A 23,365-nucleotide genomic window follows, 5' to 3' on the forward strand; every position below is an offset into this window, starting at 1 on the left:
AATATGCCAGACACAACTTTTAAACGTGAAAAGAAAACAGACAAACCGGTTATAGCACTTTGTTATGATTTTGATAAGACACTTTCTCCAGATGATATGCAGGCTCAAGGATATATCCAAACAGTACAACCGGAAGGCAGCGACATGATTGGTGATTTCTGGAAGGAGTCAAATGGTCGTGCTACAGCAAATAATATGGATAAAAACCTTGCTTATATGTATACCATGAAGAAAAAAGCTCGTGGTCAGATTGTTTTTACAAAAGAGAAGTTAGCTGAGTATGGATCTCAGGTTGCACTTTTTCCAGGAGTAGAGGATTGGTTTAAACGCATAAGAGACTATGGGGCTGATAAAGGAATCATTGTCGAGCATTATATTATATCTTCAGGTTTAAAAGAGATGATAGAAGGAACTTCAATTGCAAAAGAGTTTAAAGAACTGTACGCAACTTCTTTCTATTTTGATGATGATGGAGTTGCTGTTTGGCCTGCTCAAGTAGTGAATTATACTAATAAGACACAGTTTCTTTTTCGTATCTCAAAGGGTGTCCTTGACGTGAATGATGAAGCGGTTAATGATTCTTTCGCTCCTGACGAAATCAGAGTTCCATTTCGAAATATGATTTATCTGGGTGACAGCGACACAGATATTCCTTGTATGAAATTGGTGAATTCTCAAGGTGGTTATTCTGTCGGAGTTTTTAATCCAGATGAAAAAGATGAACTAAAAGCAAAGAATAAGGTCTATAAAATGATGAGAGATAATCGTATTTCTTATTTTGCTCCTGCAGATTATTCAGAGGGGAGTGAACTTGACGAACTAGTAAAATTGATTATTGATAAAACTGTATACAATGAAAAACTGTATGAGAAAAAGTACAATAATCAAAAAGAAGCTATTGAACAAGCCAAACCAAAAGAAGAGCAAGAGAAATTAGATTTAATCAACTCATTAGAAAGTAGTGGTAGTTTCAAAAATACTCATGCTTTAGTTGAGAAATTATCAAAATACACTAGTTGGAAGTATGAAGAATTAGAAGACCTCTTAGAGATTGCACTGGAAAATACACAGGTATGGCATATTTTAAATGATCCAGATATTAGAAAGTTTTACCAGTATCTAATTGAACAACTTGGTAGCAATACTGATGAGTTAATTAGAGACAAAGTTGAAAATATTCAACAAAAATTTGAATCATAAATTGTAGATGAGAATTGTTAGGTAGGTTTTGACGGAGAATGATTTTATAAAACTAGAGAAAATTGATATCTCAACTGCGGCGTAAAATTTTGCAAATTTATTAGTTGAATGAACTTCAAAAAGAAACTCTTGAAAGATATGTTTATCTAACCTTCAAATAATTTCCTTATCAGTATCCATAAGCACACACTTTTTCGAATAGTATAAGTGAGCCCCTTTGATTCTTTCAAAGGACGCTCCTTAGTATTTAATTACTTAAAAGTATTTACTTTTAATAACTTTAGAGTTATAATAAATTCGAAAAGAGGTTGCTTTGTGCACGCTATTTATTTTTATAAGGATAAACAGGGGAATCAACCGGTCTTGGACTATATGAGGGAGCTAGCTCGTCACGATAGCAAGGACAGCCGGATCAAACTCAACAAGCTCAACGACTATATTGAACTTTTGAGCCAGCAGGGAACCCGTGCTGGCCAGCCCTACATCAAGCATCTGGATGCGGAGATCTGGGAGTTGAGACCCTTGCGGGATCGGATTTTATTCGTGGCTTGGCTGGATGGGAGCTTTGTCTTACTGCATCATTTTGTCAAAAAGACACAAAAGACACCTAGACGAGAGATTGAGAAAGCCAAGAGGGAGTTGCAAGATTTGAAGGAAAGAGGGCTAAGAGATGAAGAATAGTGCCATCGGCAGTAATTGGAAAGATGTGAGAGCAGAGCTCTTTACCAAGGAAGAAATCCTGGAAAGTGATCTGCGGGTCGCGATTATGACTGAGCTGATCGAGGCTCGGCATGAAAAGGGCATTAGCCAAAAGAAACTAGAAGAACTCAGTGGGGTCAGCCAACCGGTCATCGCTCGGATGGAGACAGGAAAGACCAGTCCTCAATTGGACACGGTTTTAAAAGTCTTAGCCAGTCTAGGCAAGACCCTCGCCGTCGTCCCACTGGAACAAGAAAAGGTCTAAAAGAAATCAGAAAGAACTATTATGGAAACAACACAAACCTCCCAGTCGCTCTACCAAGCCCTGTGGAACTCAGCGGACGTGCTCCGCTCTAAGATGGATGCCAATGACTATAAGTCTTATCTCTTGGGGATGATCTTTTACAAGTACCTCTCAGATAAGTTGCTCTTCTTCGTGGCGGAGACCATGGAGGAGGAGACAGAGAGTCTGGATGAAGCCTTGGCGCTTTACCGGTCCTACTATGAGGATCCTGACTCTCAAGAGGACTTAATCTCTGTCATCACTGATGAGCTCAACTATGTCATCAAGCCAGACTTGACCTTTACGGCCTTGGTGGACCGGGTCAATGAAGGGACCTTCCAGCTGGAAGATCTAGCTCAGGGCTTCCGAGACATCGAGCAAAGTGATGACCTCTATGAGAATCTCTTTGAGGACATTGATCTCTACTCCAAAAAACTAGGTGCCACTCCTCAAAAGCAAAACCAGCTAGTGGCTGCCGTTATGAAAGAATTGGCAGTGCTAGATGTGGCAGGTCATGCGGGCGATATGCTTGGGGATGCTTACGAGTACTTGATCGGTCAGTTTGCGACCGACTCTGGTAAGAAAGCAGGAGAGTTCTATACGCCCCAGCCTGTAGCCAAGCTTATGACCCAGATTGCCTTTTTAGGGCGTGAAGACGTGCAGGGCTTTACCATCTACGATGCCACCATGGGATCAGGCTCCCTCTTGCTCAATGCCAAGAAGTATTCTCACCAGCCTCAAACCGTCCAGTACTTTGGTCAGGAGCTCAATACCTCTACCTATAACCTGGCTCGGATGAACATGATCCTACACGGGGTTCCGGTGGAAAACCAGTTCCTGCACAATGCCGATACTTTGGATGAAGACTGGCCGACCCAGGAGCCGACCAACTTTGATGGGGTCCTTATGAACCCACCTTACTCAGCTAAGTGGTCTGCAAGCTCTGGTTTCCTCCAAGATCCTCGTTTCTCCCCATTTGGCAAGCTGGCGCCTCAGTCCAAGGCAGACTTCGCCTTTCTCTTGCACGGTTACTATCACTTGAAACAAGACAATGGTGTGATGGCCATCGTCCTTCCTCACGGAGTCCTTTTCCGTGGCAATGCTGAAGGAACCATTCGCAAGGCCTTGCTGGAAGAAGGGGCCATTGATACCGTGATAGGTCTACCTGCCAATATCTTCTTCAATACTAGCATCCCAACGACGGTCATCATTCTCAAAAAGAACCGGACCAATCGGGACGTATACTTTATTGATGCCTCTAAGGAATTTGACAAGGGCAAGAACCAGAACATCATGACGGATGCCCATATCGAGAAGATCCTCAAGGCCTATAAGAGCAGAGAGGACATGGATAAGTTTGCCCATCTGGCTAGCTTCGAGGAGATTGTCGAGAATGACTACAACCTCAATATCCCACGCTATGTGGACACCTTTGAGGAAGAAGAAGTAGAGCCATTGACTGATATCGTGGCTAAGATCAACCAAACCAACGCCACTATTGAAACCCAGACAGCCTCTCTTCTAGACATGCTCAGCCAGCTTCATGGAACGACACCAGAAGCCGATGCCGAACTCAAGAAATTTGTCCAAGAGTTTAAGGGCTAGGGTGTGAGGAGATAGGGAGTAGGTAAAGGGTACTTTATTCGCTATTTCTCAAATTTTTTTCGAATAATAGAAGTAGAGGGACCTTCCCTCTATTTTTTATCGGAAAGGAGCAGGGATGCAGAAAAGACACGCGCATGTATCGCCGACCTTGGATATCATGGCCAAGAAGATTTTTAGTTTGCCGGAGGTGACGGCAGCATTTATTCGAGATATTTTGGAGCTGGATGTGGCAGACGCTCAGATTGTGGAAGGAAGCCAGCCCCACAGCATGGCCTATGAGGAAGATGACTTGTTCTCCACTGCGGTGGATGTGAGAGCCAAGCTCCACGATGGGACCGAGGTGATCATCGAGATCCAGATTCGCAAGCAGCAGTATTTCTTGAATCGGTTCCATTATTATTTGGCCAATCAGCTGGTGGAGAATGTGCAAAAATTGCGCCAGCAAGGCCAGACACATAAGATGTACGAGCAGATGGAGCCAGTCTATGGGATTGCGATTTTGGAGAAGTCGCTCTTGCTGGACGAAGAGGCCGCCATCAATAAATACTGGCTGACCAATAGCCGGTCCGGCAAGCAGCTCAAGGCCTATTATAAAAACGGTAAGCACCAAAATCTTCTGCAGGTTGCCTTTTTAGAGCTAGACAAGTATAATAAAGATGAGAACCTGACAGATGCAGGCAGACAGTGGCTGGAATTTTTTGGGAATCTTCCCTTCACAAAAGCTCCCAGTCAGGCTGTCGCCCATGCAGATTCATTATTAGATTCATCTAGCTGGACCAAGGAGGAGAAGACCATGATAGACGAGCGTATTCGTATTCAAGAAAATTATGATATGACCCTGGAGACAGCGATTGATGAAGCGCGCGAAGAAGGTCTAGTACAAGGTCTGGAACAAGGTTTAGAACAAGGCTTGGAACAAGGCCTGGAACAAGGTCGTAAACAGTTGGTATGCGAGATGATCTCACGAGGAATGACACCTGAACTGATCTCAGATATGACGGGTTTGTCGCTGGAGGAGATCAAATCTATGTTAGTGTAAGATCTAGCTGGACCAAGGAGGAGAAGACCATGATAGACGAGCGGATTCGTATTCAAGAAAATTATGATATGACCCTGGAGACGGCTATAGACGAAGCGCGTGAAGAAGGTCTGGAACAAGGTCGTAAACAGTTGGTATGCGAGATGATCTCACGAGGAATGACACCTGATCTGATATCGGAGATGACAGGTTTGTCGCTTGAAGAGATTGAGACTCTTCTTTCCTGAGTCGTTAAAAGAGGCAGTGCCTCTTTTATTTTTTGAAAAAACTTGAAAATTTTCCCATTTTTTCAATCCGCCTTTCTAGAATTGTGGTAGAATAGAGTCAACAAAGAGCTATCCTCACCAACAGTGTGATCGATACTAGAAAAGAGGATTCTGATGACAAGAAAAATTGGTATTATTGGTTTGGGGCATGTGGGTGCGACCTTGGCCCACAGCATGATTTTGAAACACACCTGTGATCACTTGGTCTTGATTGATACCAATGAGAAAAAGGTCAAGGCAGATGCCTTGGATTTCTGTGATACAGTTGCCAATACAGGTTATCCGGTTCATATCACGGTCAATGACTACGCGGCTTTAAAAGATGCGGATGTTGTGGTGTCGACTCTTGGAAATATCGAGTTACAGGCGAATAACACTGATGACCGTTTTGCGGAGCTTCCTTTTACTAGCAAGCAAGTGGTGCAAGTGGCGCGTGATTTGAAGACTTCTGGCTTTAGCGGGGTCTTATTGGTAGTGACCAATCCGGTCGATGCGGTTACTCAACTCTATCAACAATATACCGGCCTTCCAAAAGAGCAGGTGATTGGGACAGGGACCTTGCTGGATACAGCGCGCATGAAGCGTGCCGTCGCTGATCGCTTGCAGGTTTCTCCTGCTAGTGTATCAGGCTATAACCTTGGTGAGCATGGAAATTCTCAATTTGTCGCTTGGAGTCAGGTCCGTGTCAAAGGACATGCTATTACCGATCTCTTCTCTCAAGAAGAGCTGGACGCCATTAACTACGAGTCCTTGCGCGGTGGCCACACGGTCTTCTTTGGCAAATTCTATACCAATTTTGGGATTGCTGCGGCAGCCCAACGCTTGGCAGAAGCTGTGATCAATGATAGCCACGAGGAAATGCCAGTGTCTAACTATCGTCCAGAATATGGAACCTATCTTGGCTACCCAGCAATTGTAGGTCGAAAAGGAATTCTTGAACGATTGGACTTGCATTTGACAGAAGAAGAAAAAGAAAAATTGCTCCATTCAGCCGAAACTATCAAGGAAAACACGCGAAAAGGATTGGAGCATGCATAAAAGCAAAGAGAGTGGGACAGAAATCGGTAATTCGTTAGAATTCGATTTCGTCGTCCCACCTCCGCACAGTTGAGTAGGGCTGTAAAAGCTGATGAAATCAGCGTAGTAGAGCCCACTCAACTACTGCGTCTTGCTCGATAATCCAAAAATAATTGAGAGGCTAGGACTTTTGTCCCAGCCTCTTTTTCTGCAATTTATTCGAATGGTATAAGTGAGGGGATCCCCTACACGAAATCATTGGAGGTTGCTATGAAAAAACGACATGAGTATGTATCGCCCACCTTGGATTTAATGGCGAAAAAGATTTTTAGTCTGCCGGATGTGACAGCGAAATTCATCCGCGAAGTCTTGGATCTGCCAGTAGAGTCCGTTGAGATTTTAGAAGGAGACCAGATCCATGAGCAGGGGTTTTTAGGAGATCTTCCTTTTGAAACATCTGTTGATGTGAGAGCAAGACTAGATAGTGGGCTTGAAGTCATCATTGAGATTCAAGTTTTGAAGCAAGAGTATTTCTTGAATCGTTTTCACTATTATTTAGCCAATCAACTGGTAGAAAATGTCCAACGCAAGCGAAAGAAAGGGGCAACCCATTCTATGTACCAGGAGCTGGAGCCGGTCTATGGGATCGCTATCCTGGAGCGAAGTATTTTTCCTCATTTAGATTCACCTGTCAATGTCTATGAAATGCGCCATACAGTAGATGGGACACCTCTTTATAGCTCTCGAAAGGATGGAGTAGCTCATAATATGTTAAAGGTTGCCTTTTTAGAGTTGGATAAGTATAATGAAAGTAGAGATACGGAGTTGAATGCTCACTGGAGACAATGGCTTGAATTTTTTGGCAATCGCCCATTCAGTCATCAACCAGATCAAGTGATCGAGCAGGCAGAATCACTCCTGATCCCATCAAATTGGACAAGGGAGGAAAAAGAAATGATTGATGAACGGATTCGTATCAGAGAAAATTGGGAAATGAGCATGGATACCTTTCGGAAAGAACAACTGGAAGCCGGTTTTCAGAAAGGGTTGAAAAAAGGTCTTGAACAGGGACTCGAACAGGGACTCGAACAAGGTCTTGAACAAGGTTTAGAACAAGGTCTCGAACAAGGACTCGAGCGTGGTCTCGAACAGGGATTGGAACAAGGCAGACAAGAAGGCATGGAGTTGGGAGTTCAAGCTGGTCAGCAGTCTCTGATTCAAAAACTATCTTTGAAGGGGATGAGTATTGAGATGATTGCTGAAATGACGGATTTATCCAGCGAATCCATCAAAAAAATGTTGGCTACGGATTCGTCTAACGAGGAGTAGTAGCGCGAACAGAATTTGGGGCTTGAGAATTACCTTGCTTATAAAAAAGTAGTTCTAAAATGGATTGTAAAGATCGTCAGGAGTTCGTTATTTTTGGATCTTGATCCTCTACAGATTTATACGGTTATGATTTATTGAAGGTTGGAAACTTTTATCCAACCTTTTTTTCTCACTCCTCTTGCTCCTCACCTAGTGAACTGGAATAGAAGTTTAAAAATACGAGTTGTAATCCTTGATATTACATTGTGATCCTGTATAATAGCTATTGTAATAAATAATCTTACAACAGAAAGAGGAAGCAACTATGAAAAACATTTTATTTATTGTCGGATCTCTTCGTCAAGGATCTTTTAACCACCAAATGGCTAAGAAAGCAGAAAGCCTTCTTGAAGGAAAAGCAACAGTGACTTACTTGGACTACAAAGACATCCCAATGATGAACCAAGATTTGGAAACGCCAACCTTACCAGCAGTGCAAGCAGCGCGTGATGCAGTCCTTGCTGCGGATGCCATCTGGATCTTCTCGCCAGTCTATAACTTTGCTATTCCAGGTGTAGTGAAAAACCTGATCGACTGGCTTAGCCGTGCCCTTGACCTGTCAGAAACTCGTGGTCCATCTGCCCTTCAAGACAAGATCGTAACGGTTTCTTCAGTTGCCAATGCTGGACACGAACCAATGTTTGCGGCATACCAAGCGCTTTTGCCATTCGTTCGAACTCAAGTAGTTGGAGAGTTCACTGGAACAACCGTAAACCCAGAAGCCTGGGGAACAGGTGAATTAATCTTGACGGACGAAGCAGTGGAAGGACTGAAAAAACAAGCACAAGATCTATTAGAAGCATAAGAAAAAGCTGAGACAGAAGTCTCAGCTTTTTAGATACTAAAGAGTTGCCCGAAGAAGTAGGTCACACCCATGGTGAGAAGTCCAATGATGAGGTTGCGAAGCATGGCTTGCTTGGTTGGTGCTTTTCCCAGTTTCGCACTGGTATAGCCAGTGAAGATTAAGGATAGTCCAACAACGAAGACCGTCACCGGAATGCGATAGGCAGTTGGAAAGAGAATGATCGAGAGCATTGGAGGAAGGGAACCAACAGAAAAAGCAAGGAAGCTAGATGCAGCAGCATGCCAAGGATTGGTAAACTCCTCGTATTCGATACCATATTTCTCTTCAACCAGGGCTTTGAGAGGATGTTTCAGAAATGCCCGTTCTGTCAAAATCTTTGCGGAAGTTTCGCATTCTCCATTTTGAAGATAAGCATGGTAGAGAGATTCTCTAGCTAACTTTGGATCGCGATCCAACAAGGCTTGCTCGCGGTTAACAGCGGCTTCTTCCGTGTCTTTTTGTGTGGAAACAGAGACATACTCACCGCCCGCCATCGAAAAGGCACCTGCCAGAATAGCCGATAAGCCAGAAAGAAAAATGATCCAGATGTTTGGTGTGGCACTGGCTACCCCGATCACCACCCCAGCAATAGAAATGATCCCATCATTAGCTCCGAGAACAGCAGCTCTCAAGATATTCAAGCGGTCGTTAAATGATTCATCTACTCCATGTTTTATTTCAGTCATACTTATCTCCTTTATCTTATTTAGAATGATTATAAATAAATCTTGAAAAGAAAGCAAGGATTTCAACTCAAATGATAAAAGTTCGACAATTTAATGGAAACTAAGTTGTAACGTTTGACATTACAACAAAAAGAGATATAATGTAACATATAAAGTTACAACTTGGAGGAAGAAGATGACTTACGCCTATCATAGCAAGATTTACTTGGCAGAAGCAGTACTTAATGTGAAAGATCTGGCACGCCAGACCGCTTTTTACACCCAAATTTTGGGTTTGGAGGTTTTGTCTCAGACGGAGGCGGAGGTCCTTCTTGGAGCTGGAGGCCAGCCCTTGGTCCATCTCATCCAAACGGATCGGACGGAGGCTGTTAAGGCTAGCTATGGTCTCTATCACATGGCCATTCTCTTACCTAGTCGGGAGGACTTGGCGGATGTCTTCAAACATATGGCTGAGCTGGACTATCCCTTTGTCGGGGCTGCGGACCATGGCTACAGTGAAGCCCTCTATCTGGAAGATCCAGAGGGCAATGGCATTGAGCTCTACCGGGATAAGCCAGTGGTGGAGTGGGATATTCGTGAGGATGGTCGCATCATTGGGGTGACAGAGGAACTCTCTGCTCAAGAAATTTATGACATGGGGCGCAAGGTGGAGCCATTCCAGATAGCGCCCGATACCCGCATGGGACATATCCACCTCTCTGTGAGAGATAGTCAAGTAGCATCAGTCTTTTACCAAAAGGTGTTGGAATTATCGGATAAGTTCACCATTCCATCTGCCAGCTGGATTGCCTCAGGAGATTACCACCATCACCTAGCTGTCAATGAATGGAGTGGGAAAAATTTAGCTAAGCGTGACAAAGATAGGCCTGGCCTTGCTTATTACGTCGTTGAAGTGGCAAACAAAGATGACTTGGTTGCCATAGCAGAGAGGGCAAAAGGAAATGGCGCTCCTGTCAGCTGGGTGACCTCCAATGAATTCACCTTTGAGGATCCTGATGGCATTCTAACGCGAGTGCGGAAAGGATAACGGTATTTTGACCAGGACATAGTGCAAATGATGTAGCAACTAATTTTCAATGGATAGAAAATTAGGAATGAAAAAAATTGATGGCAGTTAATTGAAATTAAATGATAATATCACTAGAATACATTAAAACGATAGGAAAAATCTATGAAATATGTATGGAGCATAGGATTATGAATCTTTCTTAGCTTGGTAGCTGTTGTAATATGGACTAGATATGGAGAAACCAATATTACAGAGAAGAGTACACAAATGACAAATGCGATTACTATAGAAACCTACAAAGTATCTTATGAAGATAAGAACCTATATGGGGTGATAACAGCACCTAAGGATTACCGATCAAAGAAGTTGCCCACTATTATTATGTCCCATGGCTTTAATGCGACTCTAGAGCAGTATGATAGTTTTGCGGAGTATTTTGCGAAGCTTGGTTTTGTGGTTTACAGGTTTGATTTTTTTGGTGGCAGTCCACGAACCAAGAGTGGAGGAGAGGATATGCTAAATATGTCAGTAACGACGGAGTTGCGTGATTTATCAAAAGTGGTTGATCAGTTAGCAGCTATGGATGCTACGCAGATGAATCTGATGGGAACAAGCCAAGGTGGTGTGGTCACAAGCCTTTATGCAGCTGATCATCCTGATCGAGTGCATAAGTTGCTTTTGATTTTCCCGGCGTTTGTACTATTTGACGATGTAAAAGAGACTTATGAAAATCTAGGAAGTCCGGCTATCAATGCGATTCCTGAAAAGCTTACTCATCACAATGCAAGCTTAGGAAGTATTTATATTAAGGATGCGTTAGCAATTGATATTACAGCTAAACAGAAAGAAATTTCAACACCAACCATGATTGTTCAGGGAACAGCAGACACGACTGCACCTTACCATTATGCAAAAGAAGCCCAAGAAACAATACCAAATGCAATATTGATTACTGTAGAAGGCGGGAGACATCGAATTGACTCCCATTTTAAAGAAGTTGCGCTCTCCGCATTTACAGATTTTTTGAAAAAATGATGGAACTAGCTAGAAAAATGGCTAGTTTTTTAGTTCATATAAGTAAAAAACACAGTTAAAAAATTTTTTTAAAAAATTTAGATGTAACTATTGACATTACATTGAAAAGTGGTATACTGGTTATTGTAATCAATTAGATTACAACGGAAGGGGTGAATATGAATTTAGTCATTGCAATTGATGCCTCTCAGATACGATGTTGCGGATCATAACGTAAAGAGAAACGAGAGTATAGAATAGGAATCGTTTAAAGAAATTTAAACAATGATAAAAGAAGAAAGAGGAAAACATTATGGCAAACATTACAATTTTTGGACAAGGAAATATGGGACAAGCAATCGCAAGCGTCTTCACTTCAGGTGGACATCAAGTCGATTTTGTAGGTAAAGAAGGGTTGGCAAGACCTGCAGGAGATGTAGTTGTTCTAGCTGTACCTTACGCAGCTGTACCAAGTATCATTGAAGCCAACAAAGAGGCTCTCACAGGTAAAATCTTAGTTGACATTTCCAATCCAGTTAACTTTGAAAATATGGATGAATTGGTCACACCAGTTGACAGTTCTGCAGCAGAAGAAATTGCTAAGTTGATCCCAGAAGCACGTGTGGTAAAAGGATTCAATACAACTTTTGCAGCAACACTCGCTACAAAATCCGTTGCTGGTAAAGAAACGACTACCGTTCAATTGGCATCAGATGATCAAGAAGCAAAAGATATTGTAGCCGGATACATCCAAGAAGGTGGCTTGAATACTATTGATGCAGGAGCTCTTAAACGTGCCCGTGAATTGGAAGCTATGGGATTCTTGCAAATTACCCTCGCAGCTCGCGAACAACTTAATTGGACTGCTGGTTTTGCCGTTATTAAATAATGGAATCAAAAAGGAGCAAAACAAAACGATTTGAATAGAAGTCGTTCTGTCTTGCTCCTTTTTCTTAATTAGTAGTTTTTTAGCTACGAAGAAATAGTTTATTTAATTGCGGTCATCACAAGGATTTTAGAAAGTTAGACATGTTTTGTTTAGGTAAGTTACTCATTATCTTTTCCCACCACCCAAAATAAGAGAAGGAGTTGGAAGATGCCTAAGGCAAATAGGACCATAAAACCGTTGCGGCTTCCTTTAGCAGTTGCTTGGGTGAAGTCCATCTTTTGATTGGCTTGGCTCATAGCAACGATCAGCGAAGCCAGGGTTGTTCCGACAGCGCCTGCAAATTGTTGCAGAGTGTTAAAGATCGCGTTCGCATCGGGTTGCTCTTCCAGAGAGAGTTGTTTTTGTCCGTTGGTCATGATATTGCCGAAGGCCAGACCCATACCGGTCATGAAGATCATGTAAAAGACAAGAATCAAGACATTTGATAACTTCAAGCCAAAGAGTGTGAAGAAGAAATGAGCCAGAAGGATCAAACCAGCTCCAAGGAGAATTGGTTTGCGGGCGCCTAGTTTATCTAGAATGAGACCGGAGAAAGGAGCAAAACCTGCTCCAATGATGGCTCCTGGAAGTAGCATCAAGGCTGCAAGCGTGGTGCTCGAGTGGTTGACCAATTGGACATAATTGGGCAAGAGGAAACTCATGGCCAGAGATCCTAATTGGAAAGTGAAAAAGGCAAGAACATGGCCAGTAAGGAGATGGTTCTTTAAGATGGCAAGGTTGATAATGGGAGTCTCTAACTGATTGGACCGCCGAACTAAGAGAACCAGTCCCAAGAACCCAATCACCAGCCAACCAAGGACAGAAAAACTAAAGAAAGCATGGTCAGAGAGTCCGTGAATGCCTAAAATCAAGCCTAAAAATGAAGCAATAATAGCGAGAAGGCTCATGATATCAAGCGTTTCCCGCTTGACTGTACTGATTTGTTCGATGGAGCGAAGCCCTGCAACTAGCGAAGCTAGAAGGATCGGGAATTGAACCAAAAAGATGGAGCGCCAGCCGAAGTTAGCAGTCAAGAGACCACCGACAGTAGGCCCAATGGCGGGAGCGATGGCTGTAATTAGGGTCCCCACTCCCATCATGAGACCGATCTTGCGTTTTGGGACCTGCTCTAAAATGATATTAAACATCAGAGGAAGAGCAAAACCAACCCCCATTCCTTGAACCAATCGACCCAAAACCACAAAGCCAAAACTTGGAGCTAGGAAGTCAATGAGAACACCTAAAACAGACAGAAGATTTCCAACTAAAAAGATGGACTTCATTTTGAAGGAGCGTTTGAGGTAGGCAGATAAGGGGACTACACAGGCAACCACTAGAAGATAGATGGTGGTGACCCACTGGACGGTTGCGGTATTGATCTCAAATTCCTTCATCAATATTGGGAAGGTGATATTCATGGCAGTTTCTCCAGCCACCCCGCAAAAGGAAAGGATCCCTGTTGCAAAAATAGCGTATAGGACCTTGGCTGAAATTTTTTCTTGTGACATCGGTGTCTGATTCCTCCTAAATCTTCCTAAAGATATGGACTATGGTATAAAAATCATGGTAAAGATCTGATTTTCCGTCAGGTAGCATAGCAAGACCAACGGTAACCTGATCCATCGTTTTGTTAGCTAACAAATAGTATAGAGGAAATGAAGACCCCTGTCAAAGAGTTTTTGAAAAGTTTTGAAAATATTAACAGCATTCTCAAAAGACGATGCTTCTCCAAACGAAAGGAAAGGCTCGCCAGTATGGTATAATAAGAAGAAAGTAAGCAACGTGAACACACCAATAGGGGGCGCCATGACCAAGTATTTAGTCCAGAAGTTTTTCTGGTTACGAGAAAAAAGTTTGATTCAAATTTCCCAGAAAACCCTGGTTTCCTTATTTCCTTTTTTTCTATTTTCAGGAATCATTCGGGTGATCGCCTTATCGGTCTTCTCCGATCGAGGCTATATCCATCAGCTTTTTTCGATGGATAGCTGGTTGCCATGGGATCAGGCCATCAGCCAGGTCCTCGGTAATATTTCCAACTTTCTAGGAGGTCTAGCTGGACCGTTAGCGACCTACTTCGCTGGAAAATACACAGCTGGGCACTATGGTAGAAGTACAGGGACAGCTGGAGTGACAGCTCTTTTGGCCAGTCTAATAGTAGGCTCTCAGGAATTGTTGGTGGGCCCCCTCCATGACGGGCAACTGACGCGTATCAACTTACCTGCGACGATCAATATCGTCTTAGCGATTTTTTTAGGCTATCTAATCGGACAGATCTTTCGGCTATCTAAAGCCAGTGACGATCAGATTGTGGACAAAGACTTTATCTATCAGCCCAAGACTGTGCGTCCCATTTTCTTGTCCTTGGTTCTAGGGGTTAGCCTCAATCTTCTTTTGGTTCTCGGGAACCAATTTAATATTTTTCAGACTATCCAACAGTTCTTGGCTTCTCTAACGGTAAGCAGTCATCATCTCCTGTCCACCTTTGTCATGGGACTATTTAGTGGGCTATCTGCTTGGTTTGGTAATAGTCAATCCTTTGCCTTGAACTCAATTGCGGATGATAACTTTGCTTTGGAAAATCTCACCTACGCTGTGACGCATCATACAACGACAGGCATTCCTCATCTCTATACCTTGACCAATTTGTACCGCAGTTTTGGTCTGGTGGCTGGTGTCGGCGCTGTCCTAGCGCTTTTGGTTGCAATCTTATTGGTTTCACGAAGTCAAAAGGACAAGAAAGTCAGTTTTCTCAGTCTATTTCCAAGTCTCTTTAACAACGGGGCGTCTTTCATGGTAGGGATACCGGTCCTTCTCAACCTGCTTTATGTGATTCCTTTCTTGTTGATCCCTTTGGTGAATATGGCGATAGCAGCTCTAGCTTTGTGCCTCAAACTGATGCCAGCAGCCGTCTATCCAGTGCCAGACGGGACTCCTAGCCTTCTCTATGCCTTTATTGGAACAGGAGGTAGTCTGAGAGCCTTAGCTGTCAGTATATTTTGTTTTGCCGTCGATGTGCTCCTTTATCTACCATTTGTCCGCATGGGAAATCGTATCCGAAAAGATTTAAAAGTGAAAGGAGAAAGCGATGAAGCCATCTAAAAAGACAGCAATCGTCCTTACTTTGGTCAGTCTTTTCTTGATCGCTTTAGCCATTCCTTCTTATAGCTGGACTCGGACCAATGTTTCAAGAATCGAGAAATTTTATAATTCAAAATTGTCTCCCATCATCATGATCCCGGGAAGCTCAGCGACAGAGAACCGCTTTGATGGCTTGGTGACCAAGCTCAACCAAGACCGCCAAGGAACCAAACACAGCCTGCTCAAGGTCAAAGTTTGGAATGATGGGCATATCACCTATAGTGGAAGTATTGATGCCAAGGACAATGAGCCAGTAATTGTGGTTGGTTTTGAAAACAACAAAGATGGCTATAGCAACATTAAAAAGCAAGCTAAACTATTTAATCAAGCCTTCGAAGCCCTTCAAGAAAAATATAATTTTAATAATTTTAAGGGCTTGGGTCATTCCAACGGTGGCTTGATTTATACAGCCTTTATTGAAAATTACCTGGGGGATTACGATGTGGATCTCAAGACCCTCATGACCATCGGGACTCCCTACAATTTCACGGAGACCAATATCAAAAATAAATCTGAGATGTTGGCCGATTTTATCAAGGGAAAAGAAGCTATCCCCACAACCCTCCATATGTATTCAGTAGCAGGGACCATTACCTATGATTCAGATGAGTTGGTCCCAGATGCCAGTGTTTCTGCTGGGAAATATATCTACCAAAACCAAGCAGCTAGCTATACGGAGATTACGGTGACGGGGGAAGATGCACAGCACTCGGACCTTCCAACCAATGATGAGGTGGTTGCCTTGGTGAAAGAGCATATTGAAAGTCAAACCGATCGTCGAGCCAAACCGAATAAAATAAACTAAGTGTGAAGAAGGGATTCCTTCCTCACCTTTTTTTTAGTATAATGAAGATCAGTATGAAAATAAGGGAGACTATAGGAGATCAGATGAAAAGAAAACAATGGGTGCAGTTAGGATTAGTGGCTTCGAGTATGGTCATGTTAACAGGATGTTACCAGAGATACCAGCGCCAGTCTAGTCCCAAAAAAGAGGCTGCAATGAGCCAGACTTCAGCAAAAAAACAAGCGAAAAAAACAGATACCAAACAATTATACCAGTCTGTTTTTTCAGACTACCAAAAGATTTTTGCCACTTCAAAAGATTTAGATGCTATTTCCAAATTGAATGATGCATTAGCCAAAGAAGATCGGATGATCAATAGTTGGGTGATCGAGACCGTGATTAATCAGCCAGATGCCGTTCGCTATGCCTTTAAGGACTTAAATAACGATGGGGTAGATGAGATGATCGTCGCCAGTCAGCAGACCGATGGCAGTTACTTCGTGACAGGAGTTTATTACCTCAAGGGCCAAAAACCGACTCTGCTAGCTGAAGGTTTCGTCGCTGGACACGGTGGAGCGCGCAATGCGACGACCCTCTATAAGGGAGGAGAAGTCCTAGAAGTCAGCTGGTTATCTGGTACTGGCCGAGGTCTAGCCGTGCTTTCACGAATAGAAAAGACGTCTCAAGTCGCGACCAAAGTCAAGGAAGAAGAAGTTCAGGTACCTGGGTCAGATCTGAATGCCCTCTTTGGAAAAGCTGATGAGGATAAACTAGATCTCAAGAGTTTTGACTGGCAAACTTTTGATAGCACGCCTTCAGGAGGCAATACCCAAAGCCAGGAGAAAACACCATGGAATGCTGAAAAATCAGCCCAGCTAGCTGCTTTTATGAAGACTTGGGGTGAAAAGATGGGGCAGCCCAACTACCAAAAAGGCATTGCTGGCGGTGATGTAGGACCAGACAACCTCTATACTCTAGGGGATAATAGCAAGATGGATGCTATTTATACAGATACTGGTCAGGGAAATGCAAAATACCGCATAGTGGAACGCTATAGCAATTGGGACAAGTATCCAGATGTGCATAGTTATTTCTTTGCCATTACAGATACAGGAGAAGGCATTGTCTTTCATTCTCCAACGACCAATGGTGGAAAGATGTATCTAAAACCAACGGACAACAAGGAACTTCAAGAAGCATTTACGCAGTTGCTTCATCAATAAAAAGAAGAATAAACCAGAAAAGGACTGTTTTTCTGGTTTTGTTTATTCAAACAATGTATAAAAATACAATAAAAGAAATAATTTTTAGGATATAAAATATGTTAAAAACTAGTGATAATTGGCGGTGCATGAGTATTTGAAAACAGAAAATGTTTGACAATTAAAGGAAAATCATTTAAAATATATTCATTCTTTATTTATAGGAGAAAAAATATGAAAAAACTTCTTACAGCCGGTGTGGCTCTCTTGTCCGTTGCAACCTTAGCAGCATGTTCTGGTAAAACTGCTTCAGAATCATCTAGCAAAGATGCAAAGGCTTCTTCTAGCAAAGTAGAAAAATCATCTACTTCAAAAAGCAAATCAAGCAGCTCATCTAAATCATCAAAATCTTCTGTTGATGTTCCAGAAATTGTCTTGTTGACAGATGAAGAAATTGACAATGCCAAAACAATTGGTGATATGAAATCCCTATATAGCAAATTAGTGGATAACTATAAAAAAAATGCACAAGATATCGGCCAACAAATTCCAGAAGCATATAGAGCTACTTATACCAAACAAGTAGAGCCAGCTCTCAAGACACTGGACGAATCAAAAACTCAATTTGATAAAGGAATTTCAACTGGTGGTCCAGATGATACAGTTGTTCCTGAACAAGGGCGTACTATTTTTGTACAACAATTGAAATCTTCTCGTGATGCAATGAAACAAGCTCTTGAAACTGCTTATGAATCAATTTCACCATATACTTCTTCATCTTCAGATGATGAATAATTCATAAATGAAAATGAGAGTAGGACAGAAATCGGTCATTCGTTAGAATTCGATTTCGTCGTCCCACCTCCGCACAGTTGACTAGGGCTGTAAAAGCTGATGAAATCAGCCTAGTAGAGTCCACTCAACTACTGCGTCTTACTTGACAATCCAAAAACAATTGAGAGGCTAGGACTTTTGTCCCAGCCTCTATTTTTGATTTCTTACAAAAATGTAAGATTGCAAGGGTAAAATGTAAGGTTATGTTATGGTGAAAGCGTTTCAGTTTTAGTACAATAGACTTGTAAAAAACGATTGAAGCTTTTATCGAGCTAGAAAGGAATGGACCATGACCCTACTAGACGTTCAACATATCAAAAAAATCTACAAAACCCGCTTTCAAGGAACGCAAGTCGAAGCCTTAAAGGATATTCACTTCACTGTGGAAAAGGGGGAATACGTCGCCATCATGGGGGAATCAGGATCCGGGAAATCGACCCTTCTCAACATCCTAGCCATGCTGGATCAGCCGACCGAAGGACGGGTCTACCTAAATAGCATAGACACCTCGACCATCAAGAACAAGGATGCGTCGAGCTTTCGTCGGGAAAAACTAGGCTTTGTCTTTCAAGACTTCAACCTGCTGGATACCTTATCCGTCAAGGACAATATCCTCCTGCCTCTGGTCCTTTCTCGCAGACCGGTCAAGGAAATGATGACTAAGGTGGATGGCGTCAGTCGGGAGTTGGGCATTCACCAGCTCTTAGAAAAATACCCTTACGAGATCTCTGGTGGTCAAAAACAACGGGTAGCTGTAGCACGAGCCATCATTACCTCACCAGAAATCCTCCTTGCCGATGAGCCAACAGGGGCGCTAGATTCCAAGTCTTCGGCGGCTTTACTAGATGTTTTTGAAGATATCAATAGCCTGGGCCAAACCATCCTCATGGTGACCCACTCGACCGCCGCGGCAGCTCGGGCCAAGCGCGTGCTCTTTATTAAGGACGGGATTCTTTACAACCAGATCTTCCGCGGGGAAAAGACAGAACGTCAGATGTTCCAAGAAATCTCGGATACTTTGACGGTCATGGCGGGTAAGGAGGATAGCGATGTTTAAATTATCGAGTAAATTAGCCTTTTCTAACCTCAAACAAAATCGCAAGCTCTATTATCCCTTTGCCTTGGCTGTCATTTTAACGACCATGATCCTTTATAGTTTTATTGCCTTGGCAACGACCCCTCATTTAGAAGCTTCTTACGGAGGACGAACGGCAAGAGCTGTCCTTGGTTTTGGAAGTTTCGTTGTCCAGCTGGTCGTCGTCATTTTAGTGGCTTATGCCAATGGCTATGTCATGAAAAATCGTTCCAAAGAACTGGGCTTGTACAGTGTTTTGGGGATGGAGAAGAAGCACCTCCTCGTCATGACCTTATGGGAATTGCTTATCTTCTATATCCTCACAGTTGGAGTAGGACTGGGCTTGGGGCTCTTGTTTGATCCCTTGATTTTTGCCCTCCTCTTAAAATGTATGGGGCTTCCAGTCGTCATTCAATCGACCTTCCAGATAGGGGCTGTTCTTAACACTTTACTTGGGTTAGCCTTAGCTTTTGCCCTCATTCTCTTGTTAAATTCTTTCCGTCTTTTGCGCTACAGTTCCCTCCACCTCATGCAACAGAAAAAGGCAGGAGAGAAGAAAGGACGCTTCTTGCTGGTCCAAACTCTTTTAGGACTAGGACTCTTAGGAATTGCTTTCTATTTAGCGCTAACAGCAGAGCGTCCAGTTGCGGCTGTCCAAAGATTCTTTATTGCTGTCATCTTAGTCATTCTAGCGACCTATCTCTTATTCAACGCAGGCACCATTACCTTTTTAAGATTTCTCAAAGATCGGAAATCCTACTATTACAAGCCAGAAAATTTTATATCCGTCTCCAACTTAATCGCTCGGATGCGAAAAAATGCAGCGGGCCTTGCGACCATTAGTATTCTTTCCACCATGGTCTTAGTCACCTTAACTGGGTCGCTCAATCTCTTTATTGGAGGGCAGAATTACCTAGATACTATGTACCCTTCGGACTACAATATTAGTGTGGGACATATGCCTTCAGATGCTGAAATAGAACTGGTTACTGAGGAGGTTCAAGCACAAATTAAGAAAGTGGCCGATGCGACACATCTGTCAGATTATCAGGTGGTACAGACAACATACTGGTCGGCTGAAATTCGAAAGATTGATGGAAGGAGCTTAGAGGTGTATGAGCAGTCCTATCAAGAAACTGGTCAGGAATTGAAGACAGAAGGAGTAGTCTACTTTTTTGATCAGGCAACTTATGAGCAACTGACGGGTCAAAAAGTTGAGCTTGGGGAAAATGAAATCCTAGCCTATGGGTATCAGTATCCTGGAAGACTAGACTCGCAATTAGAAATCAATGGCAAGACCTTCACGATTAAACAAAAACTAGACTCCAATTTTATCCAAGGAAAACTCCCTCAAGCCGACCTGTTTCAACACCAAATGGGCTTGTACCTTGTCCTACCTGACTTGAACCAACTGGGACTAAAAATGGATAAAAATTTGGAATTCTCTATTAGTGCTAAAAATAAAGAAAACCAAGATTTTATAGCTGGAATGGCCAGAGAGCTTAATTCGACAGACAAAATGAGTCAATATGGTGCGACTTTGTTTGGTGGGGTTGATCGATACAGCATGGAGAAGGAGTGGCGTGAATCGGCAGGGACCATCCTCTTTATTGGGATTTTCCTATCGGTGATCTTTCTATTGTCTACGGTACTCGTCATTTACTACAAGCAGATTTCAGAGGGCTACGAGGACCGGGAAAATTTTGTGATCTTGCATCAAGTGGGATTAGACCAAAAGCAAACGTCCACCACCATTCGCAAACAGATTCTCACTGTCTTTTTCCTTCCATTATTCTTCTCCTTCCTTTACCTAGGAGTAGCCTACAAGATGATTTCAAAAATCGTTGCTCTCTTAGGAGCGACCAATGCGGGCTTGGTCCTTCAAACAACCTTAGCCATCTGCGCTGTCTTTTTCATCTCTTATGTCCTCGTCTTTCTTCTGACTTCTAGAAGTTATCGGAAGATTGTCGTGAGGTAGCGCTGAGTCTATAAAGGATGGAGAAAGGAAAAATCCAATAAATAGATAAACTGTTTTTTACATAGGACAAGCCAAGTGTTGCGGAAAGAATTATAATAATCTATATTATTAAGCTTATTTAAATAGATACCGAAACTTTCCGCCGTGAGAAAAGTGCAAGAAATAATAGTATTTCTAGCACTCGGGAGTTTTGGAACTTCGGAGAAGTTCGCTAACGTCCGTACTCACCTAAGGAAAGTTTCAAGGATAGGTTTTTTCTTAATCAAAAACACCGGGGATTATATCCTCGGTGTTTTTATCGTGATTATTTCACGTGTTTTGCAAGTTCTTCTTGCGCTTTTTTATTGGATTCTTCTTTTTCTTTTAACCAATTCTTATAAGCCTTTTCGTAGTCAGCAGTTGTGACGGTCTTGTCTTGAACTTTTTGGTATTTGAAGAAGCTTGTTTCCCCTTTAATACCAACTGCAGAATAGGCTGCTGAGAATGGGGTTACCTTGGTGATAGATGGAACGCCACCCTTAGAGTAGATTGGAAGAACCATCGCATTTTCTGTCAACCAAGCTTGGGCAACAGCGTATTTTTCATAACGTGCATTGGTATCCAATTTTTCAGCATTGGCAACATCTAGCAAGGCTCCGTATTCGTTCAAACCAATTTTCTCGATGAGCGCTTGGTCTTTCTTAGGATCAAGTCCCATACCAGTCAAGGTTGAACCATCTGTTGGGTTTAAGATATCCAAGTAAGTAGATGGGTCTTGGAAGTCAGGTCCCCAACCAGTGATATCCATATCAAAGTCTTTTTGGTCTGGTGATTGGGCAAAGTAAGTAGCGTTATCAGCATCGTCTGTAGACAATTTTTGTACATCGATCACGACATTGTCTTTACCAAGGGCCGCTTCGATTGAGCTCTTCATAGAGTCTGCTTGTTGGACAAGAGCATTAGAAGATTGGTCCACAACATAGTCGATGTGGATTGGGAATTGAACACCTTGTGATTGCAATTCAGATTTTGCCTTAGCAAGTTCCGCTTTGGCTTTATCTGCATTATGCAAGCTATCTTGAGCATCAGCGAAGCTAACACCTTTCCACTCATCTCCTGTTGCGGCAAGTTTTTCTTCAACGAGAGTACCGAAGTCTTTCCCGTCTGCTTGCACAAATGTCGGTGGAACTAGAAGGGTACGAAGAGTTTTGGTTGCTCCGTCTTTCCCGTTAACTTGAGCGCTGTAGGAAGTTCTATCTAAAGCAAAGTTCAAAGCTTGACGGAAGTTTTTGTTTTGAAGGGCTGTCTTGGTGCTGTTCTTTTGCTCATCAGATGTCTTCTTGGTATGGCCGTAGTTTTGACGGTTGACGTTGAAATAAGCATAGTAAACAGTAGAGTCTTGTGGGGTATAAACGATGTTATCCTTGAATTTTTTCTCAATCGTACTGAAAGTTGAGCTAGTTGGGAAGAGACGAGCAGTAGATAGGTTACCATCTGAGAAGTTACGAGCAAGATAATCTTGGTCAGATCCATCGAAGTACGTTAATTTAACGGTATCGATGTGAACATTTTTCTTATCGTAGTATTCAGGGTTTTTATCCAACTCGATTTGTGATTTTGAAGTGAAGGACTTCAAAATATAGGCTCCATTGTAGAGGATCCCATTTGGTTTCACGCTACCGAAATCTTTCCCAGCTGATTCCAAGAATTTTTCATTAACTGGCATCATGGTAGAAGTGGTCAATTTAGAATTCCAGAAAGATTCTGGTTGGTTCAAAGTATATTGAAGAGTATGATCATCAACAGCTTTGACTCCAACAGTTGAGAAGTCTTTAGTTTTTCCGTTTACATAATCATCCAAGCCTTTGACTGAGTTTTGAACCAAGTAAAGAGCATCGGATTTTTTATCGGCTACATATTTCAGAGCTGTCACGAAATCATGTGCAGTGACGTCAGCATATTCATTTCCTTCTGAATCATACCACTTCGCGTCTTTTCGAAGCTTGTAGGTATAAGTGAGACCGTCTTTTGAAACAGACCAGTCCTCAGCAAGAGCAGGCACTAGGTTACCGTATTGGTCGTTTTCAAACAAACCATCGACCAAGTTGGTAGTAATGTCGCTTGTAGTTGAACGATTTGAAGTCAAATAGTTCAAGGAATCAGGGTCTGTACCATACACGTAGTTGTAGGTTGTCCCTTTTGATGCATTAGAAGATGAGCCACATGCAGCAAGGAAAAGCGTTGAAGCCGCGGCGACACCTGCTAAAAGAGCAAGCTTCGATTTTTTCATATTCGTGTCTCCTTTTGAATAATTTTAATTATTATACTCCAATCAATCTACAAAATAAAGTGTTTTTTGAACTTTTTTTGTATATTTACACACGAGTATACAGAGAAACCTTGATTTTAAGGGATTT

General features: G+C 42.5%; 20 protein-coding genes and 1 pseudogene. 18 read left to right on the top strand and 3 right to left on the bottom strand.

Annotation, left to right across the window (positions count from 1 at the left end; translation table 11 throughout):
* Nucleotides 1-3: 3 nt before the first annotated feature.
* The 9 genes and pseudogenes from P5Y91_RS02265 to P5Y91_RS02305 all read left to right on the top strand — a co-directional run bounded on the left by P5Y91_RS02265 (nucleotide 4) and on the right by P5Y91_RS02305 (nucleotide 8,282).
* Nucleotides 4-1,200: an HAD family hydrolase gene (locus tag P5Y91_RS02265; protein ID WP_277838863.1), complete on the top strand. Its 1,197-nt coding sequence runs from the start codon at nucleotides 4-6 to the stop codon at nucleotides 1,198-1,200.
* Nucleotides 1,201-1,515: 315 nt separating this feature from the next.
* Nucleotides 1,516-1,881 carry a type II toxin-antitoxin system RelE/ParE family toxin gene (locus tag P5Y91_RS02270; RefSeq protein WP_048789179.1) on the top strand — a complete coding sequence of 122 codons (366 nt, stop codon included), beginning with the start codon at nucleotides 1,516-1,518 and terminating at the stop codon, nucleotides 1,879-1,881.
* Nucleotides 1,871-2,164, top strand: coding sequence for a helix-turn-helix domain-containing protein (locus P5Y91_RS02275; RefSeq protein ID WP_021144391.1), 294 nt, complete (start codon nucleotides 1,871-1,873; stop codon nucleotides 2,162-2,164). The genes P5Y91_RS02270 and P5Y91_RS02275 overlap by 11 nt, the downstream gene beginning before the upstream one ends.
* 21 nt (nucleotides 2,165-2,185) lie before the next feature.
* Nucleotides 2,186-3,787 carry a type I restriction-modification system subunit M gene (locus tag P5Y91_RS02280; RefSeq protein ID WP_277838864.1) on the top strand — a complete coding sequence of 534 codons (1,602 nt, stop codon included), beginning with the start codon at nucleotides 2,186-2,188 and terminating at the stop codon, nucleotides 3,785-3,787.
* A gap of 115 nt (nucleotides 3,788-3,902) precedes the next feature.
* Entirely contained in the window at nucleotides 3,903-4,826 is a 924-nt protein-coding gene (locus P5Y91_RS02285) for an Rpn family recombination-promoting nuclease/putative transposase (protein WP_277838866.1), read from the top strand.
* 2 nt (nucleotides 4,827-4,828) lie between these two features.
* Nucleotides 4,829-5,053 (top strand): annotated as a pseudogene (locus P5Y91_RS02290) (hypothetical protein); the annotation flags it as partial.
* Nucleotides 5,054-5,206: 153 nt separating this feature from the next.
* Complete coding sequence (locus P5Y91_RS02295) at nucleotides 5,207-6,130, top strand: L-lactate dehydrogenase (protein WP_277838868.1); 924 nt, start codon at nucleotides 5,207-5,209, stop codon at nucleotides 6,128-6,130.
* Nucleotides 6,131-6,379: 249 nt separating this feature from the next.
* Entirely contained in the window at nucleotides 6,380-7,438 is a 1,059-nt protein-coding gene (locus P5Y91_RS02300; protein ID WP_070673787.1) for an Rpn family recombination-promoting nuclease/putative transposase, read from the top strand.
* Nucleotides 7,439-7,742: 304 nt separating this feature from the next.
* Nucleotides 7,743-8,282: an NADPH-dependent FMN reductase gene (locus P5Y91_RS02305; protein WP_004219679.1), complete on the top strand. Its 540-nt coding sequence runs from the start codon at nucleotides 7,743-7,745 to the stop codon at nucleotides 8,280-8,282.
* Nucleotides 8,283-8,311: 29 nt separating this feature from the next.
* Here the strand turns inward: P5Y91_RS02305 and P5Y91_RS02310 are convergent, their stop codons facing one another.
* The gene (locus P5Y91_RS02310; RefSeq protein ID WP_045759197.1) at nucleotides 8,312-9,007 is read right to left on the bottom strand and encodes a VIT1/CCC1 transporter family protein; all 696 of its coding nucleotides are present in this window, start codon (nucleotides 9,005-9,007) and stop codon (nucleotides 8,312-8,314) included.
* A 175-nt stretch (nucleotides 9,008-9,182) separates the two neighbouring features.
* Between P5Y91_RS02310 and P5Y91_RS02315 the strand changes: the two genes are divergently transcribed.
* The 3 genes from P5Y91_RS02315 (at nucleotide 9,183) to P5Y91_RS02325 (ending at nucleotide 11,919) form a co-directional block, all read left to right on the top strand.
* Entirely contained in the window at nucleotides 9,183-10,034 is an 852-nt protein-coding gene (locus P5Y91_RS02315) for a VOC family protein (protein ID WP_277838869.1), read from the top strand.
* A 249-nt stretch (nucleotides 10,035-10,283) separates the two neighbouring features.
* Nucleotides 10,284-11,051, top strand: coding sequence for an alpha/beta hydrolase (locus P5Y91_RS02320; protein ID WP_277838870.1), 768 nt, complete (start codon nucleotides 10,284-10,286; stop codon nucleotides 11,049-11,051).
* A 292-nt stretch (nucleotides 11,052-11,343) separates the two neighbouring features.
* Nucleotides 11,344-11,919 carry an NADPH-dependent F420 reductase gene (locus P5Y91_RS02325; protein WP_277838871.1) on the top strand — a complete coding sequence of 192 codons (576 nt, stop codon included), beginning with the start codon at nucleotides 11,344-11,346 and terminating at the stop codon, nucleotides 11,917-11,919.
* A 158-nt stretch (nucleotides 11,920-12,077) separates the two neighbouring features.
* Here the strand turns inward: P5Y91_RS02325 and P5Y91_RS02330 are convergent, their stop codons facing one another.
* The gene (locus tag P5Y91_RS02330; RefSeq protein WP_277838872.1) at nucleotides 12,078-13,466 is read right to left on the bottom strand and encodes an MFS transporter; all 1,389 of its coding nucleotides are present in this window, start codon (nucleotides 13,464-13,466) and stop codon (nucleotides 12,078-12,080) included.
* Between the two features lie 298 nt (nucleotides 13,467-13,764).
* On the opposite strand from P5Y91_RS02330, the gene P5Y91_RS02335 reads away from it, so the two are divergent.
* The 6 genes from P5Y91_RS02335 to P5Y91_RS02360 all read left to right on the top strand — a co-directional run bounded on the left by P5Y91_RS02335 (nucleotide 13,765) and on the right by P5Y91_RS02360 (nucleotide 20,969).
* Complete coding sequence (locus P5Y91_RS02335; RefSeq protein ID WP_277838873.1) at nucleotides 13,765-15,057, top strand: PTS transporter subunit EIIC; 1,293 nt, start codon at nucleotides 13,765-13,767, stop codon at nucleotides 15,055-15,057.
* Nucleotides 15,044-15,901: an alpha/beta hydrolase gene (locus P5Y91_RS02340; protein ID WP_070586458.1), complete on the top strand. Its 858-nt coding sequence runs from the start codon at nucleotides 15,044-15,046 to the stop codon at nucleotides 15,899-15,901. Before P5Y91_RS02335 ends, P5Y91_RS02340 begins: the two co-directional genes overlap by 14 nt.
* A gap of 83 nt (nucleotides 15,902-15,984) precedes the next feature.
* The gene (locus tag P5Y91_RS02345; protein WP_277838874.1) at nucleotides 15,985-17,103 is read left to right on the top strand and encodes a DUF4767 domain-containing protein; all 1,119 of its coding nucleotides are present in this window, start codon (nucleotides 15,985-15,987) and stop codon (nucleotides 17,101-17,103) included.
* A gap of 213 nt (nucleotides 17,104-17,316) precedes the next feature.
* Entirely contained in the window at nucleotides 17,317-17,877 is a 561-nt protein-coding gene (locus P5Y91_RS02350) for a hypothetical protein (protein WP_277838876.1), read from the top strand.
* A gap of 328 nt (nucleotides 17,878-18,205) precedes the next feature.
* Nucleotides 18,206-18,973, top strand: a complete 768-nt coding sequence (locus P5Y91_RS02355; protein ID WP_277838877.1) for an ABC transporter ATP-binding protein — start codon at nucleotides 18,206-18,208, stop codon at nucleotides 18,971-18,973.
* Nucleotides 18,966-20,969: an FtsX-like permease family protein gene (locus P5Y91_RS02360; RefSeq protein WP_277838878.1), complete on the top strand. Its 2,004-nt coding sequence runs from the start codon at nucleotides 18,966-18,968 to the stop codon at nucleotides 20,967-20,969. The genes P5Y91_RS02355 and P5Y91_RS02360 overlap by 8 nt, the downstream gene beginning before the upstream one ends.
* A 304-nt stretch (nucleotides 20,970-21,273) precedes the next feature.
* Here P5Y91_RS02360 and P5Y91_RS02365 read toward each other — a convergent pair whose 3' ends face one another.
* Entirely contained in the window at nucleotides 21,274-23,238 is a 1,965-nt protein-coding gene (locus P5Y91_RS02365) for a peptide ABC transporter substrate-binding protein (protein ID WP_277838879.1), read from the bottom strand.
* Between the last annotated feature and the right edge of the window lie 127 nt (nucleotides 23,239-23,365).

Source organism: Streptococcus taoyuanensis (assembly GCF_029589235.1).
Taxonomy (GTDB): domain Bacteria; phylum Bacillota; class Bacilli; order Lactobacillales; family Streptococcaceae; genus Streptococcus; species Streptococcus taoyuanensis.

Bases quoted from the DNA above. Each gene is read 5' to 3' on its own strand.
- P5Y91_RS02330 (WP_277838872.1), bottom strand. From the start codon at position 13,466: ATGTCACAAGAAAAAATTTCAGCCAAGGTCCTATACGCTATTTTTGCA.
- P5Y91_RS02340 (WP_070586458.1), top strand. From the start codon at position 15,044: ATGAAGCCATCTAAAAAGACAGCAATCGTCCTTACTTTGGTCAGTCTT.
- P5Y91_RS02285 (WP_277838866.1), top strand. From the start codon at position 3,903: ATGCAGAAAAGACACGCGCATGTATCGCCGACCTTGGATATCATGGCC.
- P5Y91_RS02355 (WP_277838877.1), top strand. From the start codon at position 18,206: ATGACCCTACTAGACGTTCAACATATCAAAAAAATCTACAAAACCCGC.
- P5Y91_RS02310 (WP_045759197.1), bottom strand. From the start codon at position 9,007: ATGACTGAAATAAAACATGGAGTAGATGAATCATTTAACGACCGCTTG.
- P5Y91_RS02295 (WP_277838868.1), top strand. From the start codon at position 5,207: ATGACAAGAAAAATTGGTATTATTGGTTTGGGGCATGTGGGTGCGACC.
- P5Y91_RS02275 (WP_021144391.1), top strand. From the start codon at position 1,871: ATGAAGAATAGTGCCATCGGCAGTAATTGGAAAGATGTGAGAGCAGAG.
- P5Y91_RS02305 (WP_004219679.1), top strand. From the start codon at position 7,743: ATGAAAAACATTTTATTTATTGTCGGATCTCTTCGTCAAGGATCTTTT.
- P5Y91_RS02345 (WP_277838874.1), top strand. From the start codon at position 15,985: ATGAAAAGAAAACAATGGGTGCAGTTAGGATTAGTGGCTTCGAGTATG.
- P5Y91_RS02350 (WP_277838876.1), top strand. From the start codon at position 17,317: ATGAAAAAACTTCTTACAGCCGGTGTGGCTCTCTTGTCCGTTGCAACC.
- P5Y91_RS02325 (WP_277838871.1), top strand. From the start codon at position 11,344: ATGGCAAACATTACAATTTTTGGACAAGGAAATATGGGACAAGCAATC.
- P5Y91_RS02280 (WP_277838864.1), top strand. From the start codon at position 2,186: ATGGAAACAACACAAACCTCCCAGTCGCTCTACCAAGCCCTGTGGAAC.
- P5Y91_RS02365 (WP_277838879.1), bottom strand. From the start codon at position 23,238: ATGAAAAAATCGAAGCTTGCTCTTTTAGCAGGTGTCGCCGCGGCTTCA.
- P5Y91_RS02300 (WP_070673787.1), top strand. From the start codon at position 6,380: ATGAAAAAACGACATGAGTATGTATCGCCCACCTTGGATTTAATGGCG.
- P5Y91_RS02320 (WP_277838870.1), top strand. From the start codon at position 10,284: ATGACAAATGCGATTACTATAGAAACCTACAAAGTATCTTATGAAGAT.
- P5Y91_RS02335 (WP_277838873.1), top strand. From the start codon at position 13,765: ATGACCAAGTATTTAGTCCAGAAGTTTTTCTGGTTACGAGAAAAAAGT.
- P5Y91_RS02360 (WP_277838878.1), top strand. From the start codon at position 18,966: ATGTTTAAATTATCGAGTAAATTAGCCTTTTCTAACCTCAAACAAAAT.
- P5Y91_RS02265 (WP_277838863.1), top strand. From the start codon at position 4: ATGCCAGACACAACTTTTAAACGTGAAAAGAAAACAGACAAACCGGTT.
- P5Y91_RS02315 (WP_277838869.1), top strand. From the start codon at position 9,183: ATGACTTACGCCTATCATAGCAAGATTTACTTGGCAGAAGCAGTACTT.